The sequence below is a fragment of the Undibacterium paludis genome (assembly GCF_022568815.1).
GTDB lineage: Bacteria > Pseudomonadota > Gammaproteobacteria > Burkholderiales > Burkholderiaceae_D > Undibacterium.
In genome coordinates, this window is the sequence record NZ_JAKZHX010000018.1 from 73,383 (window position 1) to 89,051 (window position 15,669).

Annotated in this window: 15 protein-coding genes; 7 read left to right on the forward strand and 8 right to left on the reverse strand. The window is 53.1% G+C overall.

All coding sequences use genetic code 11. The annotated features are described in order from the left end of the window. Positions 1-5: 5 nt before the first annotated feature. The 3 genes from LZ463_RS25140 to LZ463_RS25150 all read right to left on the reverse strand — a co-directional run bounded on the left by LZ463_RS25140 (position 6) and on the right by LZ463_RS25150 (position 3,470). Positions 6-662, reverse strand: coding sequence for a DUF1175 family protein (locus LZ463_RS25140; protein WP_489686151.1), 657 nt, complete (start codon positions 660-662; stop codon positions 6-8). Then, a complete protein-coding gene (locus LZ463_RS25145) occupies positions 659-2,251 on the reverse strand; it encodes a DUF2138 family protein (RefSeq protein ID WP_241459061.1) in 1,593 nt (530 codons plus the stop codon). The genes LZ463_RS25140 and LZ463_RS25145 overlap by 4 nt, the downstream gene beginning before the upstream one ends. A 550-nt stretch (positions 2,252-2,801) precedes the next feature. Further along, positions 2,802-3,470 carry a glutathione S-transferase family protein gene (locus LZ463_RS25150; RefSeq protein ID WP_241459112.1) on the reverse strand — a complete coding sequence of 223 codons (669 nt, stop codon included), beginning with the start codon at positions 3,468-3,470 and terminating at the stop codon, positions 2,802-2,804. Positions 3,471-3,598: 128 nt separating this feature from the next. Between LZ463_RS25150 and LZ463_RS25155 the strand changes: the two genes are divergently transcribed. After that, positions 3,599-4,570 carry a helix-turn-helix transcriptional regulator gene (locus LZ463_RS25155; RefSeq protein WP_241459062.1) on the forward strand — a complete coding sequence of 324 codons (972 nt, stop codon included), beginning with the start codon at positions 3,599-3,601 and terminating at the stop codon, positions 4,568-4,570. Between the two features lie 33 nt (positions 4,571-4,603). On the opposite strand, the gene LZ463_RS25160 is transcribed toward LZ463_RS25155, so the two are convergent. Together LZ463_RS25160 and LZ463_RS25165 are read right to left on the reverse strand one after the other, a co-directional pair. Further along, on the reverse strand, positions 4,604-5,293 hold the full coding sequence (locus LZ463_RS25160) for a substrate-binding periplasmic protein (RefSeq protein WP_241459063.1): 690 nt from the start codon (positions 5,291-5,293) through the stop codon (positions 4,604-4,606). Between the two features lie 297 nt (positions 5,294-5,590). Then, positions 5,591-6,214, reverse strand: a complete 624-nt coding sequence (locus LZ463_RS25165) for a glycoside hydrolase family 25 protein (RefSeq protein WP_241459064.1) — start codon at positions 6,212-6,214, stop codon at positions 5,591-5,593. Positions 6,215-6,413: 199 nt separating this feature from the next. On the opposite strand from LZ463_RS25165, the gene LZ463_RS25170 reads away from it, so the two are divergent. The 4 genes from LZ463_RS25170 to LZ463_RS25185 all read left to right on the forward strand — a co-directional run bounded on the left by LZ463_RS25170 (position 6,414) and on the right by LZ463_RS25185 (position 8,763). After that, positions 6,414-7,247 carry a substrate-binding periplasmic protein gene (locus tag LZ463_RS25170; protein WP_241459065.1) on the forward strand — a complete coding sequence of 278 codons (834 nt, stop codon included), beginning with the start codon at positions 6,414-6,416 and terminating at the stop codon, positions 7,245-7,247. A 170-nt stretch (positions 7,248-7,417) separates the two neighbouring features. Beyond that, positions 7,418-7,576: a DUF3096 domain-containing protein gene (locus tag LZ463_RS25175; RefSeq protein ID WP_241459066.1), complete on the forward strand. Its 159-nt coding sequence runs from the start codon at positions 7,418-7,420 to the stop codon at positions 7,574-7,576. A 39-nt stretch (positions 7,577-7,615) separates the two neighbouring features. After that, entirely contained in the window at positions 7,616-8,137 is a 522-nt protein-coding gene (locus LZ463_RS25180; protein WP_241459067.1) for a GFA family protein, read from the forward strand. A gap of 119 nt (positions 8,138-8,256) precedes the next feature. Next, positions 8,257-8,763 (forward strand): Crp/Fnr family transcriptional regulator, encoded by a 507-nt coding sequence (locus tag LZ463_RS25185; RefSeq protein WP_241459068.1) that lies wholly within the window; start codon positions 8,257-8,259, stop codon positions 8,761-8,763. A 126-nt stretch (positions 8,764-8,889) separates the two neighbouring features. On the opposite strand, the gene LZ463_RS25190 is transcribed toward LZ463_RS25185, so the two are convergent. Then, positions 8,890-11,052 (reverse strand): metallophosphoesterase family protein, encoded by a 2,163-nt coding sequence (locus LZ463_RS25190; protein ID WP_241459069.1) that lies wholly within the window; start codon positions 11,050-11,052, stop codon positions 8,890-8,892. A 465-nt stretch (positions 11,053-11,517) separates the two neighbouring features. Here LZ463_RS25190 and LZ463_RS29155 point away from each other — a divergent pair, with 465 nt between their 5' ends. Continuing rightward, complete coding sequence (locus LZ463_RS29155; RefSeq protein ID WP_347176296.1) at positions 11,518-13,089, forward strand: methyl-accepting chemotaxis protein; 1,572 nt, start codon at positions 11,518-11,520, stop codon at positions 13,087-13,089. Positions 13,090-13,170: 81 nt separating this feature from the next. Here the strand turns inward: LZ463_RS29155 and LZ463_RS25205 are convergent, their stop codons facing one another. Continuing rightward, on the reverse strand, positions 13,171-14,136 hold the full coding sequence (locus tag LZ463_RS25205; protein WP_241459070.1) for an MBL fold metallo-hydrolase: 966 nt from the start codon (positions 14,134-14,136) through the stop codon (positions 13,171-13,173). Between the two features lie 122 nt (positions 14,137-14,258). Here LZ463_RS25205 and LZ463_RS25210 point away from each other — a divergent pair, with 122 nt between their 5' ends. Further along, positions 14,259-15,173 carry a LysR family transcriptional regulator gene (locus tag LZ463_RS25210; RefSeq protein ID WP_241459071.1) on the forward strand — a complete coding sequence of 305 codons (915 nt, stop codon included), beginning with the start codon at positions 14,259-14,261 and terminating at the stop codon, positions 15,171-15,173. A 123-nt stretch (positions 15,174-15,296) separates the two neighbouring features. On the opposite strand, the gene ppnP is transcribed toward LZ463_RS25210, so the two are convergent. Continuing rightward, positions 15,297-15,611, reverse strand: a complete 315-nt coding sequence (gene ppnP / locus LZ463_RS25215; protein ID WP_241459072.1) for a pyrimidine/purine nucleoside phosphorylase — start codon at positions 15,609-15,611, stop codon at positions 15,297-15,299. Between the last annotated feature and the right edge of the window lie 58 nt (positions 15,612-15,669).

Genomic DNA, 15,669 nt, shown 5'->3' on the forward strand with positions numbered 1-15,669 from the left:
CGCTTTCAGGCGGACAAGAAATTGAGGCGGTAGACGCCAGCAAAATTGGGATTATCTTGGGTGGGGTGCCAGCGCGTATCGCGCCAGGCTTGCAGTTCGCGCAGTTTGACGGCACGCAGGCCGTTGTCGGTTGTGGTGACAGTGCCGGTGTGATAGGCGATGTAAGAATTCATCCACACCATCAGATGCTGGGCATCACCCTGATCAAAAAACAGCAGGTCGCCGGGTGCCGCCTGGTTGCAGTCCTTGCCGCGAAACCTGGCATTTTCCTGCACCATTTCTATGGCACTGACATAGGCCGAAGTCGTGCCGTCGGCCAGCCGCCACTGGTGGCGTACAGCTTGCGTGGCCTGGTCCAGTTCAACTTCTGGCGGCAAGGCGGTACCGAGCATGCCATTGGCACGCTTCCATTTTTCATCATGTTCGCGCAGTGATTCTGCCACGGCAAAACGCACCAGGCCCACGCAGTCGCGCTGTTGCCAGCGTGGCGTGGGGCCGGCTTTCAACTGGGTGGCGACGATATGCGTCATCCATGCGCGAAAGCTGCGTGACTGCGCTGGCGTCAGGGCAATTGCGGTTGCAGGCGCAGAGCTTGCTATAGCGGGCCATGCCAGCAGGGAAGCGGGCGCGAACAGGCCTTTGAGGAGGGTTCTGCGCCTCAATTTGGTTTCTCCTTGCTGACCCAGTCAACCTGCTGCCAGGCTTTGCCGTTGGCTTGGGTGTTGGACAGTTCCAGGCGTATGGCCGGGTAAGTGGCCAGCGCCTTCATGCGGGCAGGCAGATGTTTTTGCGCCGCAGCCAGGTAATTGGCATCATCAGCCCCGGCGAGGGCGGCGTAGACTTCACGCTGTGCCATTTCTGACAGCGGTTTTGGTGTAATCAGGCCCAGGGTGTTGGATGTGTTGCCGTTCTGGTCAGCCACACTGGGGTTGCTGCGGGCGATGGTATCGACGACTTTTTCAACCAGGCCACCATCGGGGGAGAACACGACAAAGTCGCCGCTGGCAGCCAGGGTGGCGCGGCTTTTTTCATTGCGCCACAGCTTTTGCTCAGGCTTGGCCTTGGTCGCGCCTTTACCGGGGGCCGCCTGTTCGCCACTGGCTATCGCCCAGCTCGCCATGGCTTGCAAGGTGGCTTCGCGGTTGGCGGTTTTCAACGGCAGTTTGGCGATAAATACCGGTGAATACAGGTTGGATTCCTTATACCAGCAGGCCAGGCCAGGGCCTGAAAGTGTGGCCAGACCCTGGTCAGGCAATTTAGGTTTGGCGCTGGCTTCGGTCAGTACTTTATTGACCATGGCCCAGTCTACCGGCAAGCTGACGCAGGCGCTGGGGTTGGATGGCGCGGCTGTCCATAAACTGGGGTCCAGCAATTGCGCATTGGTCTGTTTCTTTGCATCGAGCCAGACAGCAGTAGACCAGTTGCCGCCAAAGTCAAAGCGCATGCCCTTGAAGCCGGACATGAAGGCGCCATAGCCCAGGGCCATGGTTGGTGCACCTATGGCCAGCGTGTGTTTTGCCGTGTCGGCAGGCGCTGCTGGCGCTGCCGCAATATTGTCCAGGTCAAATTGCAGTGACAGCGCACCATCGTGTTCTAGCCAGTTGGCGACGGCAGAGCGTGCCTCCTTGACGATGCTGGAGCTGTCATCAAGCAACAGGCCAGGGTCGGACAAGACCACGACATGATCGCCCTGGCTGATCAGCAGCAGGGTACGGCGCGGGTTGATTTCCAGCGCCAGCACTTCAGCCGTGCCTTTGCCGGTGCTGATTTCACCGGCTTTCTTGAGCTGGCCATCTTTCAGCGCGACCTTGGCGGCTTCCTGCAAGGCCTTGTTGAACACGCCGTGCTTCATGACGACGGCATAGTGACGCAGGGCGCCCTTGCCATCACGCCAGAAAGCCACTTCAGCAGCCTCATTGAAGATGCTGGCATACAGTTTGTCTTGCCAGTCAAGATCATGCTCATAGGCAATGCGCCTGATGGCGCCGTTGAGCCCCATGCGGTCTTCGTTCTGCTCGTAGTAAAAGGCCAGGTCTTCGGTCAGCACATCGCGGGCAATCGGCACCCTGAGCAGGTCGCGCGGCAGCTTCGAGAGGCTGCTGGTGCGTATCAGGGCATCGGGCTTGGACATGTCCACTTTCAACCTGGTGCCTACAAAATGATAATCCTTCCAGTGCTTGCTGACCTGATAGGCAACAGCAGCGGCAGCCACTGTAACGACAGTGCCTGTGACGATCCAAAGACGACGCATGAATTCTCCCTCTAGGGTAGTACTTTTTAATTGCACGGATACTATCCAAAGCGGTGCTGCAAGACAATCAATTGCAACCGACTATTTGTAATTTTCTGTAAGCGCGCATATCAGATTTTGAATCGGTCATTGTGCCATGCATCAGAAATGGAATTTGTATTGTTGCAATAAATTTTTGCCGCGCTGAGCATGGCAAACCTGACAATTATCTGAGGATAGGGAATGTGGTGTCGACAATTACATAGCGGGGGAAAAAATTTGCCGCCATGCAGGAGGAGAATTTCAGAATAGCATCTAAATTGCTCAAGTTTGCCGGAAGGGGACTCGTCATATGGGGCGTCCCTTTATTGATCTCCCTTCGGCAGGCTTGAGTTGTTTTGTCATGGGGACTTTGCTTATCTGGGGAGCAAAAAAAAACGCAGTCCATGGCGAGTGTTGGTACTGAAGTCTTGCGTGACATGTCAGCCAGCCAGAATAAAACAGACGATTCCTAAAAGGCTGTCGATTTGCCCCAGACAGCTGTCCGGGGGGCTTCATGACGATAAGGGGATCAGGCTGCTTTGTTTTCCTGTTTGGCATCATTGACGATGCGTTCATGTTCTGCTGCCCATGCCGCATCCATTGCGTCCACCTTGATAAATGCCGGGCGGCTGCAGACACGGTCGATGTAATTCATCACGACCGGGGATTCAGGCACGAGCTTGAACATGGTGCCCCAGCGCAAGGCATTGCCCCACAGCACATCTGCTGCACTGAATTGTTCACCGAGCAGATAAGGCCCTTTTTCCAGCTGTGCCTTGATGATGCCGAGCATGGTGTCAAAATCGCTGTAAGGACACATGGACGGCGCTGCGGGTGCATGCTGGGCAAACTTGTCCACCAGAGCTGGTTCGTAACATGCAGCGTAATACGCCATCCAGCGCAAATAAGGGCCGCGCAAATGGCTGTCCAGCGATGGGGTGAGGCCGGCACGGGGAAAAAGGTCTGCCAGGTATAAAAAAACGGCAACCTGTTCTGTGATCAGCTCACCACGGTGCTGTATGGCAGGTACCTTGCCCATGGGGTTGATGGCCAGGTAGGCGCTTTGTCTTTGCTCACCGGCCTTCATGTTCAGGACATGCAATTGATAAGGCGCACCGAGTTCTTCCAGCAGGATCAGGGCGCCGGTAGCGCGGGTTTGCGGGGAATAGAACAGGGTGATGTTGTCTGCATTGTTCATGATGTGACCTTTCTTTTTCAGGGCAGAGGCGGGATTGCCTGGCCGTTGATAGAAGAATATGTCTGTATACCTGACATCTTTTGTCATGTATCATTTGATATGCCAAAAAGTAATTCAACAATCAAGAAATGCGCGCCAGCCGACTGATTTCCATCCTCACCATCCTACAGGCACGTGGCTTTGCTACTGCACCTGAGCTGGCTGAGGAGTGCGGCGTCAACCTGCGTACGATTTATCGTGACATTGATTCCATGAGCGAGGCGGGCATACCCATCTATAGCGAGCGCGGTTCTGGCGGTGGCTATCGCCTGCTGGACGGTTACCGTACCCAGTTGAACGGCTTGTCAGCCAAGGAGGCCGAGGCCCTGTTCATGAGTGGCCTGGCCGGGGCGGCGACCGACATGGGGCTGGGTTCAGTCATGATGGCGGCGCAAAACAAACTGCTGTCAGCCATGCCGGCTTCCTTGCGTGAGGGGGCGCAGCAAATGCGTTCACGTTTTCATCTGGATGCGCCTGCATGGTTTGGCCAGTCAGAACAGCCTTCACATTTGCCTCAGGTGGCTGACGCAGTCTGGGAGCAAAAACGGATACGGATGCGCTACCAAAGCTGGAAAGGCATCAAGGAGCGCATAGTCGAACCCCTGGGCCTGGTGATGAAGGGTGGTTCCTGGTATCTGGTTGCGCAGGTGGATGACACGCCACGCACTTACAGGATCTCACGCATGCTGGAATTATCCGTTCTTGACCAGCGTTTCGAGAGACCATTGCCTTTTGACCTGGCTGCTTACTGGCGTAAATCCACTGAACGCCTGGAGCAGGACATGCACAGGAATAGGGCGACTGTGCGTCTCTCGCCCAGGGGCGTCAGACTGCGCGAAGCATTTCTGTCCCCCTATGTTTTTTCTGAAACCCAGTTGTCGGAGGAGGTGGATGAGCAGGGCTGGCGTATCGCCACCATGCCGGTCGGTTCCATGATGATGGCTTGTGCAGACATACTGCGTTTTGGTGATGATGCCGAAGTGCTGGGACCACCCGAACTACGTGCCAGACTGCAGGAAATGGCGACGAATATGCAGACGCTGTATCAGGAAAAAGGATAGGCAGAATACATGTGCATTTGTGTGCGGCGTTTTTTATTCCTGGTATTTTTCAAACAGCCTGGCAAGAATGCCCTGGCTGTCAAGCTGGGTGATGGCGGTCTTGATTCTTTTGATCTGCTCGCTACCCAGGTTTTTTGACAGCACCATGTATAACTGCTCTTTGAGCATGACCTTGGGCAGTATCCTGACTTTGCCTTCGAGCCCGGCTTTGCGTATCTCGGCAACGATGCCGGGTGAACGGTGGCAATAAAAGCGGCCACGGCGCGCCAGCAGTTTGTTCAGGTTGGAACGGGAAGATACGGCGGTCGTATCAAGCTGCAAACCACCCAGATTTTTCAAATAATCATTGATGGCAAAATTGTGCATGGACAGGATAACGCCTTCACTGCCGAGTTTGCGTATGTCGTCCCAGTCACTGACCTGTATTTCGTCATCTGCGCGGACCACCAGCATGTAACTGACGCTGAACAGCGGGATATCGACGTACTCGTATTTGAGCGCGCGCTCTTTGGTGTACAACAGGCCACATATCGCATCCATCTGGTTGCTTTGCATGCGTGCCAGTGGCAACCATTCCTGATCGCCAGTGAACTTGATGGCCGGTTCTATGGCTTCAATGGCCCGCATGATGTCGATGCAGATACCGCCGACGGCGGGTTTGCCGTCAACAGTAATACTGATGAATTTGGGTTCTGAGGCTTCTTGGGCGGCCGTGCGTATCATGCTTGCCGCCTGTGCTGCCTGTAACGGGCATAGCAAAAGACATGTGCACAGGCTGAACAGCCATCGTCGCAGTTGCCGCCTTGCCGACGTGCCTGCGGATGTTGAGGTGCACGCCATCATTGTCTCCCGGCGCAGCCATGGTGCTGCATAAGGCCTGCTGGTCGGGTAAAACAATACGCCAGCAGCCTGGTTTTTACCATGATTGTACGCCGACGCAGGAATCTGTCTATTGTGGATTGACCACAATTGCCTTGATCTGAGTCAAAAAACGTGCCTTTGTCTTGAGTCTTTAAGCTGTCAGGCCGCCTTGGCCAGGGTCAGTAAATTGGCCATGCTGCCGGCAAAGACATCGATATCAACACTGCCCGTGACACCGGCAACCGTACCGGATTCTGACGACTGCCAGAAAGTCCATTTGCTCCAGCCATTGGGCAGGGTAGGCTGGCTGACACCGTATTGTGCTATCCATAGCGGGTAGGCTGAAAACTGGTTGTTCATGTACTGGTTCCAGAAAGACGGCCCGGTATAGATGATGGGTGTACGTCCCAGGGCTTGCTGTACTGTGTTGAGCCAGGTCTGAACATTGGCCGCCAGCGTGGCAGTGCCATAATTACCTTTGAATATCTCTATGTCGAGTACAGGCGGCAAATCACCCGCTGCCAGTGTGCCGACTGCCTTGATGAAATTGTTGGCCTGGGCGACAGGGTCATCATTACTTTCATAAAAATGATAGGCGCCACGCAACAGACCGGCGGCTTTGATGCCCTGCCAGTTGGTCTTGAATTGCGGATCGGTATAGGTAATGCCGTCACTTGCCTTGGCAAAGGCAAATGCCTTGCCAGCTGCCTTGACGGCGGCCCAGTCGACTGTTCCCTGAAAGTGAGAGACATCAATGCCGTTGACGGTAGGGGTAGTTGTCATGGAGGTCTCCAGATAAAGAGGTGGTAAGGAGGTGGACTTGAGGTAAAAGCGATGTTGATGAGAATAGCATAAATGTTAATGTTTGCGAAAAAACCCGGCAGATTTTACGACAGTTGGCATACTGTTCTTGTTATCATCAGTAGCACTGATTAGACTGGTATACGGAGTTGGTGCCTGTCACACTTCATTCTGGGAGGGCATGAACATGAAAATCAGTTTGCCTGCCTTGGTCAGGTTGCTGCGATGGTGTGGCATGATCGTGGTGATGAACCTGTCTTTGTCCGTGCTGGCAGCAGACCCGACAGAGGTAACCGTTTATGCCGATGAGTCTTATCCACCGTATTCATATGCCGAGAATGGCGAAGCCAAAGGCGTGTATCCGGCCATCTTTGTCAAGGCTTTTGAGCGCATGCCAGCTTACAAGGTGAAGATCAAACCTGTATCGTGGAAGCGTGGACTGATGCTGCTTGAAACCGGTCAGGGACTGGCTCTCTTCCCGCCTTATAACCGGCCACTGGAACGCCCCTATATCACTTTATCTGAACCCGTATTGACTGAACAGGTCGTCGTGTTCTGTACCGAAAATGTGATGAAAACCCGCAAGCGTCTGAGTGCATGGCCCGAAGATTTTTATGGCTTGAAAATCGGCATCAATGCCGGCTTTTCTGTTGGTGGCGATAAATATAAAAAAGCCGTCAAGGAAAGCAAACTATACGAAGACCAGGCGCCGGGTAACCGTTCCAACATACTCAAGCTCTTGCTGGGGCGGATAGATTGTTACGCCAATGATCGCCTGTCCATCTTGTGGGAAATTGAAAGAATCAAGGCGGACGGACTGTATGCAGAAGGCAGTCAGGCCATTGTTGAAACCGTGGTGATCAGCCAGGAGCTGGCTTATCTTGGTTACACCAATCGCGACAATGGCCGCTATGCTTACAAGACAGAATTCTCGCGTCTGTTGAACCAGGTTTTGACGGAGATGAAGAAAAGCGGGGAAGTGCAAAAAATTGTAGAGGAAGTGCTGAGCAGATAAGCTGTTGTCTCGGGTGCCTGGCTGAACGGCTATCCAGGCTATTGAGGTATTGTGATGAAGATGAATGATTGTCAACGTCAATGCCTGATGTCGCAAATTTGTTGATGAAGTATTCTACTTTGCAGCCTGCGCTGGTAAAGTAGCAAACTCCTTAACGAAGAAGCCTGTCCATGAATATTCATCTGTCTCTCATGCCTGTCCTCGCCCTGGTTGCCGGTATATGCATCCTGATCAAGCCCAAGCTGGTCAGCCTCATCGTGGCGCTCTATCTGATTGCTGTTGGCGTGATCGGCATTCTTGGCCTGGGACGGTTCGGATTTCATTTTTAGGCAGACCTGATGTCAATCATCTGAGCAAGAAAGGCGGCCATGCGCTCTTCTCCAATATTCCCCCTGGAAGGTGGTTGCGATTGCGGCCATGTACGCTATCGCATGATGACGGCGCCCCTGATTGTTCATTGCTGCCATTGCCGCTGGTGCCAGCGGGAGAGCGGCGCGGCGTTTGCCCTGAATGCGATGATAGAAGCCGACCGTGTCATCCACACTGCATCTGAACCTGAACTGATCGACACACCGTCGGCAAGCGGCAAGGGGCAGAAAATTGCCCGCTGCCCGCATTGCCACATCGCTGTCTGGAGCAACTATGCCGGCGCCGGTCCCTTGCTGCGTTTTGTCCGTGTAGGGACGCTGGATCAGCCTGATCATTTGCCGCCCGACATACACATCTTCACGTCAACCAGCCAGCCCTGGCTCAATCTGTCAGGCGACATACCTGTCGTGCCGGAATATTATGACAGGGAGCAGATCTGGTCCGTCGATAGCCTGGCCCGCCGCCAGGCTATCCTGCCGCAGATAGAGGCATATCAGCAGGCACAAAAACAGCCAGGGTGAATCTGATGCACTACACTGTAGATTGCGATGCGCAGATAAGCGACATTGTTTTATCATTGTTTTGTAGATGGCAAGATAGCTGCGGCGTCACATGAATACTTGAAACAGCGGGCGTAAAAATGAACTCAGATCATGCAATGGATGGTTTCCGCTTGATGGGAGCAGGTAGCGCATTCAAGGATGAAATCTGTGACATGATCGCTGAGTCCCAGCTGTTTGCCGATCTGGAGTGGAAAGACATTCAGGCCCTGGCCGGCTATATGCAGTGTTATGAGGTTTCTGCCGCTACCGTTGTGTTCAGGGAAGGGGAGTCCGGTACTTACATGTTCCTGCTGGTGAAGGGCGAAGTTGAAATACTGAAGACAGGGCAGGATGGCGCCCTGCATCGCATCGTGCTGGTAACACATGGCAAGGTTGTCGGCGAAATGTCCATCATCGACGGCGAAAAACGTTCAGCCACCTGCGTTGCCACACAAGCCAGTGTCCTGTTGCTGCTGACCAAAGATCACTATGCCCGCATCATCAAGGAAAAACCGGTGCTGGCAGTGCATATTCTCTCAAAACTGGCCAAGCTGATGAGCCAGCGTTTGCGCAGCGTGAGCGGGCAACTGGTGGAATACCTGTGAACATTCGTGATCAAAGCAAACGGTCATTGTGAAATAGACTGATTGACGACTGACCTGACCACTTACTCCCATTTGCCACAAGCTTGCAAACGGGAGCCCGGGATCGTGTATTAAAATTTAATTAATTCAATTAAAGCTGGCGGCACTGCTGTTGTTGCTCGTCAGTGTCTGCGTCTTGAAATTGATGGTAAAACGCTCACTCGGCTTGCCTGAACCCAGCCCTTTAAGGATGCTGAATACCTGCTTGAACTGATTCTGGAATACCACATGTACAGGATTCTGGTCCGAGGGTTTCCCATCGAGCATGCTGATGGCTGCCGGTGAAGCAGGGAAGGCGTTCATCAGGACCTTGTACTGCCTGACCCGGTCCGTACCCATGTCCCGCAAGGCCAGCTCACCTGCATAGACGGTACGATGGAAGTCGCCATAAAACTCATAAGCGCTGATTTTGGCAAAATCATCGAGTTTGTAACCGGCGGCGGTTGCCAGTTGCGCGGCCTTGGCGGTGGCCACTGTCCAGTCCGCACTGAGCTGGCTGGCAGATACAGGTGTGCCGCTGGCCGTCCCTTTTGACATGCAGCTTGCCGTCAGCGGTAATACGCCAGGCACATCCTTCAACTGGGCAAAACTGACTTGTGTCTGCAATTGCGACAGGATCAGCATCTGTTTGCCGTCCAGGCTGGTGGCGGCCTCTTTCATTTCACAGGGCCAGTATTCATCCATGAAGCGCAGGCGTGACAGCTCACCAAAATAATAGCGGGTGAATTCGCCGTAGGATTTGGTACTGAGAATATCCTTGTTCCAGCGTTTGCTGATATCGCTGGCGGCGCTGCTGTTTTGCAGATAGTCATATTCAGTCTGGTAGTATCTGAACAGTTCGTTATAGCGGGCAATGTTATTGAGTGACACGGTTTCTATGTCGACCGTATCCTGGTCTTTGTATTTGACGATCTTGTAGGCCGCACCAAATACAGCTAGTGAAGGTGATTGCACATTGACGAAATAATTGCCTGATGCATCTTTATACTCATTGGTGCCGTTGAAATGCATGTGGCCACCCATATGCAGTTGCAGGCCGGTGGCTGTCACTGCCGTAGTGGTTGCTGCCTCAGGTACGCGGGCGACCTGGAAGGCGCCGGATTTGAAGACTGCCTTCATGGCGTCAGTCTGGTTCGCATAAAAGTCCATGGTCGGATAGTGAGAGAAGGCGATCAGGCGTTTGCCCTGGGCTTTGGCGCGTGCATTGACGGCCTTGATCCATGCCAGCAAATGCTTTTTGTGGGTCAGCACCTTGTTCCAGCCGGCGTTGCCTGCACCATCAAATCCCTTGAAAGCCCTGGCATTGACAGGGTCAAATGCGGCATTGGGGATGTGTACATTGGCATCGATGGATAATAGCCATACACCTTTGACCGGTTCCACCAGGTAGCTGGAGTCGATGATGCTGGTACATCTGGAAAAAGCCTTGCCCAGGGCTTTTTCACCGTCAGCCTTGTAGCTGCCACCTTCACCTTCGGCGCAGATTTCAAACTGACGGTTCTTGATGTCGGCGCCGGCGAGGGCGGCATCAAAGCTGTATGTCTTGTCGGCATAGTTGGAAAATGGCGTTTCCCAATACAGGTCAGCCTTGTTGGGCATGAACCCAAATTCACTGAGCTGGGTGATCAGTTTTTCGTAGCCGAGTTCCATCAACTGATTGGTGCAGGCGACACTGGCATCCTGGCTCTTGCAGCCGGAATAATTGACGGCATAGACTTTTTGTTCTTTACCTTCTGCCGTCAGAAAATCATTCTTGCCAGCTTCGTCGTCGTCATACGGTTCATTCGGGTCATGGTTGCCCGGTGCGATAAAAAAGCGCATGCCCTTGGCCTGGTATTCCTTGAGTATGGCGGCAATGCCATCGATATTGACCGGTTGTGCATCATCGGAATAATCACCGGACAACGCTACCAGACGTATGCCTTTGGCATAGGCATCGTCCAGCGCGCCACGGAAGGCAAAGTAATTTTCATTGAACAGGCGGGTCGACGTCAGTTGCGCATACATGGTGCGTATGGTGGCAAATTTTCCGTCACCTGTTGGTATGCCGGAGAATTTGGCATTCTTGAGGTCGCCATAAACATTCTCGAAATGCACGTCTGACATCACGGCTACGGCCGGAGTCTCGGCTTCAGGTGCGCTTGCCTGCGCTGCGTCTTTGCTGTCACCACAGGCGACCAGGGCCAGAGGTAAGCAGAGTGAAAGCAGCCATGTTGAGGTTTTGTTCTTGTCTGAAAATTGCTGGTTCATGCTTGTTCCTGTCGTGACGTTAGCCCGCTTGCATCTGGCTAACCTGGGGTTCGGGTCGTCTGGTTTATGCCGTGTGCAGGGGGAAGGTGATATTTGTCAGAATAAATGGAATTGTTTCCATTTGTTGCTTGGGCGCATTGTAAAGTTGCTTGATGACATGTTTGTGACGATGTTGATAGCGCTTTGTTGTTTTGTTCGTCAACCCGGAAGGTGGAGCTTGCCTGTATGGAATTTTTATCTACACTACAGGCAAATAGTTAGTGATTGTTTTCGGGAGGTTTTTTCATCAGTTGTTTTTCAATAGTTTGCAAAAGAAATTATTGCTGTGTGTCACTATCAAATATCACTGAGTGGTATGTCGTGGTGCTAAATTTGCAAGATGGGTGTTAAGGTATAGATCAGTTTGTGTCCATCCATGCGCAATGTTTTGATTTGCCGTCTAACGTAAACCAAGGGGACACCAAAGTGAAAATCGCAAATTTGAAAATAAGCCTGCAGCTAGGCATAGGATATGGCGCCGTATTGCTGTTGCTTGTTGGCGTGGCCTTGCTGGGCATACGTGGCATGACGACTGCCAATGCAGCCTTGCATCATGTGGTTGACGTCAATGTGTACAAGATCAATCTGCTCGAAGAAATGTCAAAATCGGTGCACATCGTCTCACGCGTCACGCGCACGATTGCCTTGTTGACGGATGAGTCTGAGGCAGCAACTCAGCATAAGAAAATTGATGAGGCAAGAGCCAAGTACAATGCTGCATCTGCAGAACTCGATAAATTACCACTCGATGAAGCTGGCAAGGCCTTTGTCACCAAGATCAAGGCGGAACAGGCAACAGGCAGGGCGATGAATGACAAATTCCTCGAAACGATCAAAGCCAATAAGGATGAGGCTATTGCCTTCCTGATTGCTAAAGTCATTCCCGCCAATACGGTATGGCAGGATACGATCCAGGAATACATCGACCTGCAAGAAGCCAAGAACAAGCAGGATGTGCAAGTGGCGGCGGAGTCGTTTCAGTCTTCCATGCGCTGGATGATTGCCACCACCATATTGGCGATGGTGACTGGCGCTATCATCGCCTGGGTCAGTACGCGCGCGATCACCGTGCCCATGGCCGCTGCAGTCAGCCTGGCGCAGACCGTGGCCAGTGGTGACCTGACCAGTCAGATTGAAGTCAATTCCGATAACGAAACAGGGCAGTTGCTGAGCGCCTTGAAAAGCATGAACGATAATTTGTGCCATCTTGTCGGGCAGGTGCGCAGTGGTACCGAAACCATCAATACGGCTTCGAGTGAAATTGCAACCGGTAATATGGACCTGTCTGCACGTACGGAAGAGCAGGCCAGTTCACTCGAAGAAACGGCGTCATCCATGGAGGAACTGACCACCAACGTCAGACATAATGCCGATAACGCCAGGCAGGCAAACAAGATGGCGATATCGGCTTCAGAAATCGCTGCCAAAGGCGGTGTCGTCGTTGCTGAAGTGGTGGCAACCATGGGTACCATCAATGCTTCGTCCAAAAAGATTGTCGACATCATCGGTGTGATAGACGGCATTGCTTTCCAGACCAATATCCTGGCATTGAATGCCGCCGTTGAAGCCGCCCGGGCTGGTGAGCAGGGGCGTGGATTTGCCGTGGTTGCCAGTGAAGTACGCACGCTGGCACAGCGCTCGGCTGCTGCAGCCAAAGAGATCAAGATACTGATTGATGATTCGGTTGAACAGGTCGCCATTGGCTCGCGCCTGGTTGACGAGGCTGGTTCGACCATGGACTCTGTGGTCAGCAGCATCAAGAATGTTACCGATATCATGGGTGAAATTACTGCGGCAAGCAGTAGCCAGACATCAGGCATAGACCAGATCAATACCGCCATCGGGCAGATTGATGAAGTAACGCAGCAAAATGCAGCGCTGGTGGAAGAAGCCGCTGCTGCTGCCGGTTCCCTGCAAAGTCAGGCAGCGCAACTGGCGGCCCTGGTCAATACTTTCAAGCTTGCTTCCAACGATGGCGTCATGTTGCTGCGGTCGTAGTCCTGTGTTTGAAAAAGCCGCAGACTCGTGAGAGCCGCGGTTTTTTTATTTGCGCATTAAGCCCATGTGTCTTTTTGCGATTTAGCGCATCTGGGTGTAGTTCAGTGGTACCCAGGTATAGGTTTTGCCGTTGCTGCGCAAATGACCCACGCCGGGGAAGGGGATGTGGGTCGCCGCTATCAGCGTGCCATCTTTGGCAACTGCGCTGAACAGTTTGAGACGGGTTGCCTTGGCGGCCTGGGCATCACTGTCAAAATCAATGGTTACTTCGGGATGTTCAAGCTGTACGGCCGGGACATGGATAAGATCACCAACCAGCAGCAGCTTTTTGCCCTCGCTTTCTACCAGGTATGAGGTATGCCCTGCAGTGTGGCCAGTACTGGCATAGGAGCTGACGCCGGGCGTCAATTCAATATTGCCCTCAAAAGCAGCAAAGCGCTGGTTTTGCATATATGGCTGTATGGATTGCATTGCCCCCTGGAAGAAAGATTTTGATGCGGCGGGTGCGTTGTCCATATTCTTTTGACTGAGCCAGAAATCCGCCTCATGTTTTTCTGCATGGATGACGGCATTCTTGAACTGGATGGCATTGTTGATAAAAATGCCGCCGGCATGGTCCGGATGCAAATGCGTCAGGAAAACATCATCGATATCTTCTGGCTGGTAACCCGACGCTTTCAGATTATTGACCAGCTTGCCCAAAGTGGGGCCAAACAGAGTGCCCGTACCTGCATCGATCAGTACCAGGCGCTTGCCGGTATTGATCAGGTAGGCATTGACCGAAGTTTCTGCCGGTGCTTTTAAGAATGCCTTGTCCAGGGCTGCCAGGGTTTTGCTTGCAGACTGGTGTAACAGCTTGTCGACAGGCAGGTCAACCGTGCCGTCGCTGAGTGCCGTGACTTCAAAATTACCCAGCATGAAACGTGAAAAACCTGGGGCCGGTGTGTTGACCATGGGGGCGGCAGCAAAGGCATTCAATGTGCCCAGGCTGAGCAAGGCGGTTGCCGTGATCAGGCGGGCTGCTTTGAGCGGAGTGGTGATTTTCATGAGACTTCCTTGTGAATGATGTTGAGTTGCAGTGCCATTGTGATGATTTGCGTATTTGAGTACAATTAGCTTAATCGAAAAGAATCTTTGCGAAATTTGCAAAGATTGAATGTGGGCCTGATATGCTTGATGAGATCAAGACTTTTATCGCTGTGGTCAGCGATGGCAGTTTCAGTGCGGTGGCAAGAGGACAGGACATTGCCGTGTCTTCCGTCACCCGCAAGATCGATGCGCTGGAAGCTGAGCTGGGTGTCAAACTGTTTGCGCGCAGCTCAAGATCGATCACTTTGACTGACGCGGGTACGCAATTCTTGCCGCGCGCCCGCAGTATCGTCACTGAAATGGACGACGCCAGACATATGCTGGCAGACCTGCATGCCGACCCCAGCGGCTTGCTGACGGTGACAGCGCCGACTGCATTTGGCCGCATGCATGTCGTCCCTGCTGTGGCCAGCTTTCTGGAACGCTATCCCCTGATACAGATGGACCTGCATCTCAGTGATGATTTTGTTGACTTGCTGACGCACAGGCTTGATGTGGCGATACGCATCGGCGTGCTTGCTGACAGTGATCTGGTCGCCACCCGTCTGGCGCCGATGAAAAGACTGGCTTGCGCCAGCCCTGCCTATCTGGCCAGGCACGGGCGTCCGGATTCACCTGAACAGTTGTTGCAACATAATTGTCTTAGTGTGGCGTCGACGCCTTTGCCCTATGGCTGGTGGAGTTTTAGCGGTGTCAGGAACGAAGCTGCCCTGCCCATCAAAGGCAATTTTAAAAGCGATGACACCGAGGCCTTGCTGGCTGCCGCCCTGGCTGGCATGGGCATTGCCCACCTTGCCAGCTGGATGGTTTGCGATATGCTGCGCGCAGGCAAGCTGGAACTCCTGTTTCCAGACCTGCCCGCACCTGTCAAGGTCGCGCAGACCGGCATACACGCCGTACGCATGCCAGGCCGTTCACACGAGACCAAGGCCCAGCTTTTTATTGCCCACTTGAAGAGCTGTTTTGGTGAAGTGCCGTATTGGGACAAGTTTTAGCCATGCACTAGAGGGCTGCAACAGTCGGGGAGCGATAAGCTGGCCTCTGCGCATGAACCACGCCCCGAAGTGAGTCGTTCAAATTTGCAGGATGCCTTGCGGAGCATCCAGCAAATTTGATTTTTAAACGAAATGGCAGACGTAGTCGAGTGTTTCCAGCGTCTCGATTTCAAATGTTGAGTTGGCCGGTACACTGAACTGCTGGCCCGCTTCATAGGTATTCCATTCACTTTCACCTTGCAGGCGTATGCGGCATTTACCTGCATTCAGTTCCATGATTTCTGCTGCGCCCGTATTGAACACCAGGCTGGACGGGAAGATGACGCCGATGGTTTTTTTGCTGCCATCGGCAAACAGGACCGTATGGGAAACGCACTTGCCATCAAAATACAGGTTGGCTTTTTTGACGACGCTGACTTGATCAAATTGGGTAGACATGTTCAGATTCCAAGAAGAAAACGACCCGCGCAAAAAAAGATGGGCGGGTCGTTCGGGA

Bases quoted from the DNA above. Each gene is read 5' to 3' on its own strand.
- LZ463_RS25145 (WP_241459061.1), bottom strand. From the start codon at position 2,251: ATGCGTCGTCTTTGGATCGTCACAGGCACTGTCGTTACAGTGGCTGCC.
- LZ463_RS25150 (WP_241459112.1), bottom strand. From the start codon at position 3,470: ATGAACAATGCAGACAACATCACCCTGTTCTATTCCCCGCAAACCCGC.
- LZ463_RS25155 (WP_241459062.1), top strand. From the start codon at position 3,599: ATGCGCGCCAGCCGACTGATTTCCATCCTCACCATCCTACAGGCACGT.
- LZ463_RS25160 (WP_241459063.1), bottom strand. From the start codon at position 5,293: ATGATACGCACGGCCGCCCAAGAAGCCTCAGAACCCAAATTCATCAGT.
- LZ463_RS25165 (WP_241459064.1), bottom strand. From the start codon at position 6,214: ATGACAACTACCCCTACCGTCAACGGCATTGATGTCTCTCACTTTCAG.
- LZ463_RS25170 (WP_241459065.1), top strand. From the start codon at position 6,414: ATGAACATGAAAATCAGTTTGCCTGCCTTGGTCAGGTTGCTGCGATGG.
- LZ463_RS25175 (WP_241459066.1), top strand. From the start codon at position 7,418: ATGAATATTCATCTGTCTCTCATGCCTGTCCTCGCCCTGGTTGCCGGT.
- LZ463_RS25180 (WP_241459067.1), top strand. From the start codon at position 7,616: ATGCGCTCTTCTCCAATATTCCCCCTGGAAGGTGGTTGCGATTGCGGC.
- LZ463_RS25185 (WP_241459068.1), top strand. From the start codon at position 8,257: ATGAACTCAGATCATGCAATGGATGGTTTCCGCTTGATGGGAGCAGGT.
- LZ463_RS25190 (WP_241459069.1), bottom strand. From the start codon at position 11,052: ATGAACCAGCAATTTTCAGACAAGAACAAAACCTCAACATGGCTGCTT.
- LZ463_RS25205 (WP_241459070.1), bottom strand. From the start codon at position 14,136: ATGAAAATCACCACTCCGCTCAAAGCAGCCCGCCTGATCACGGCAACC.
- LZ463_RS25210 (WP_241459071.1), top strand. From the start codon at position 14,259: ATGCTTGATGAGATCAAGACTTTTATCGCTGTGGTCAGCGATGGCAGT.
- ppnP (WP_241459072.1), bottom strand. From the start codon at position 15,611: ATGTCTACCCAATTTGATCAAGTCAGCGTCGTCAAAAAAGCCAACCTG.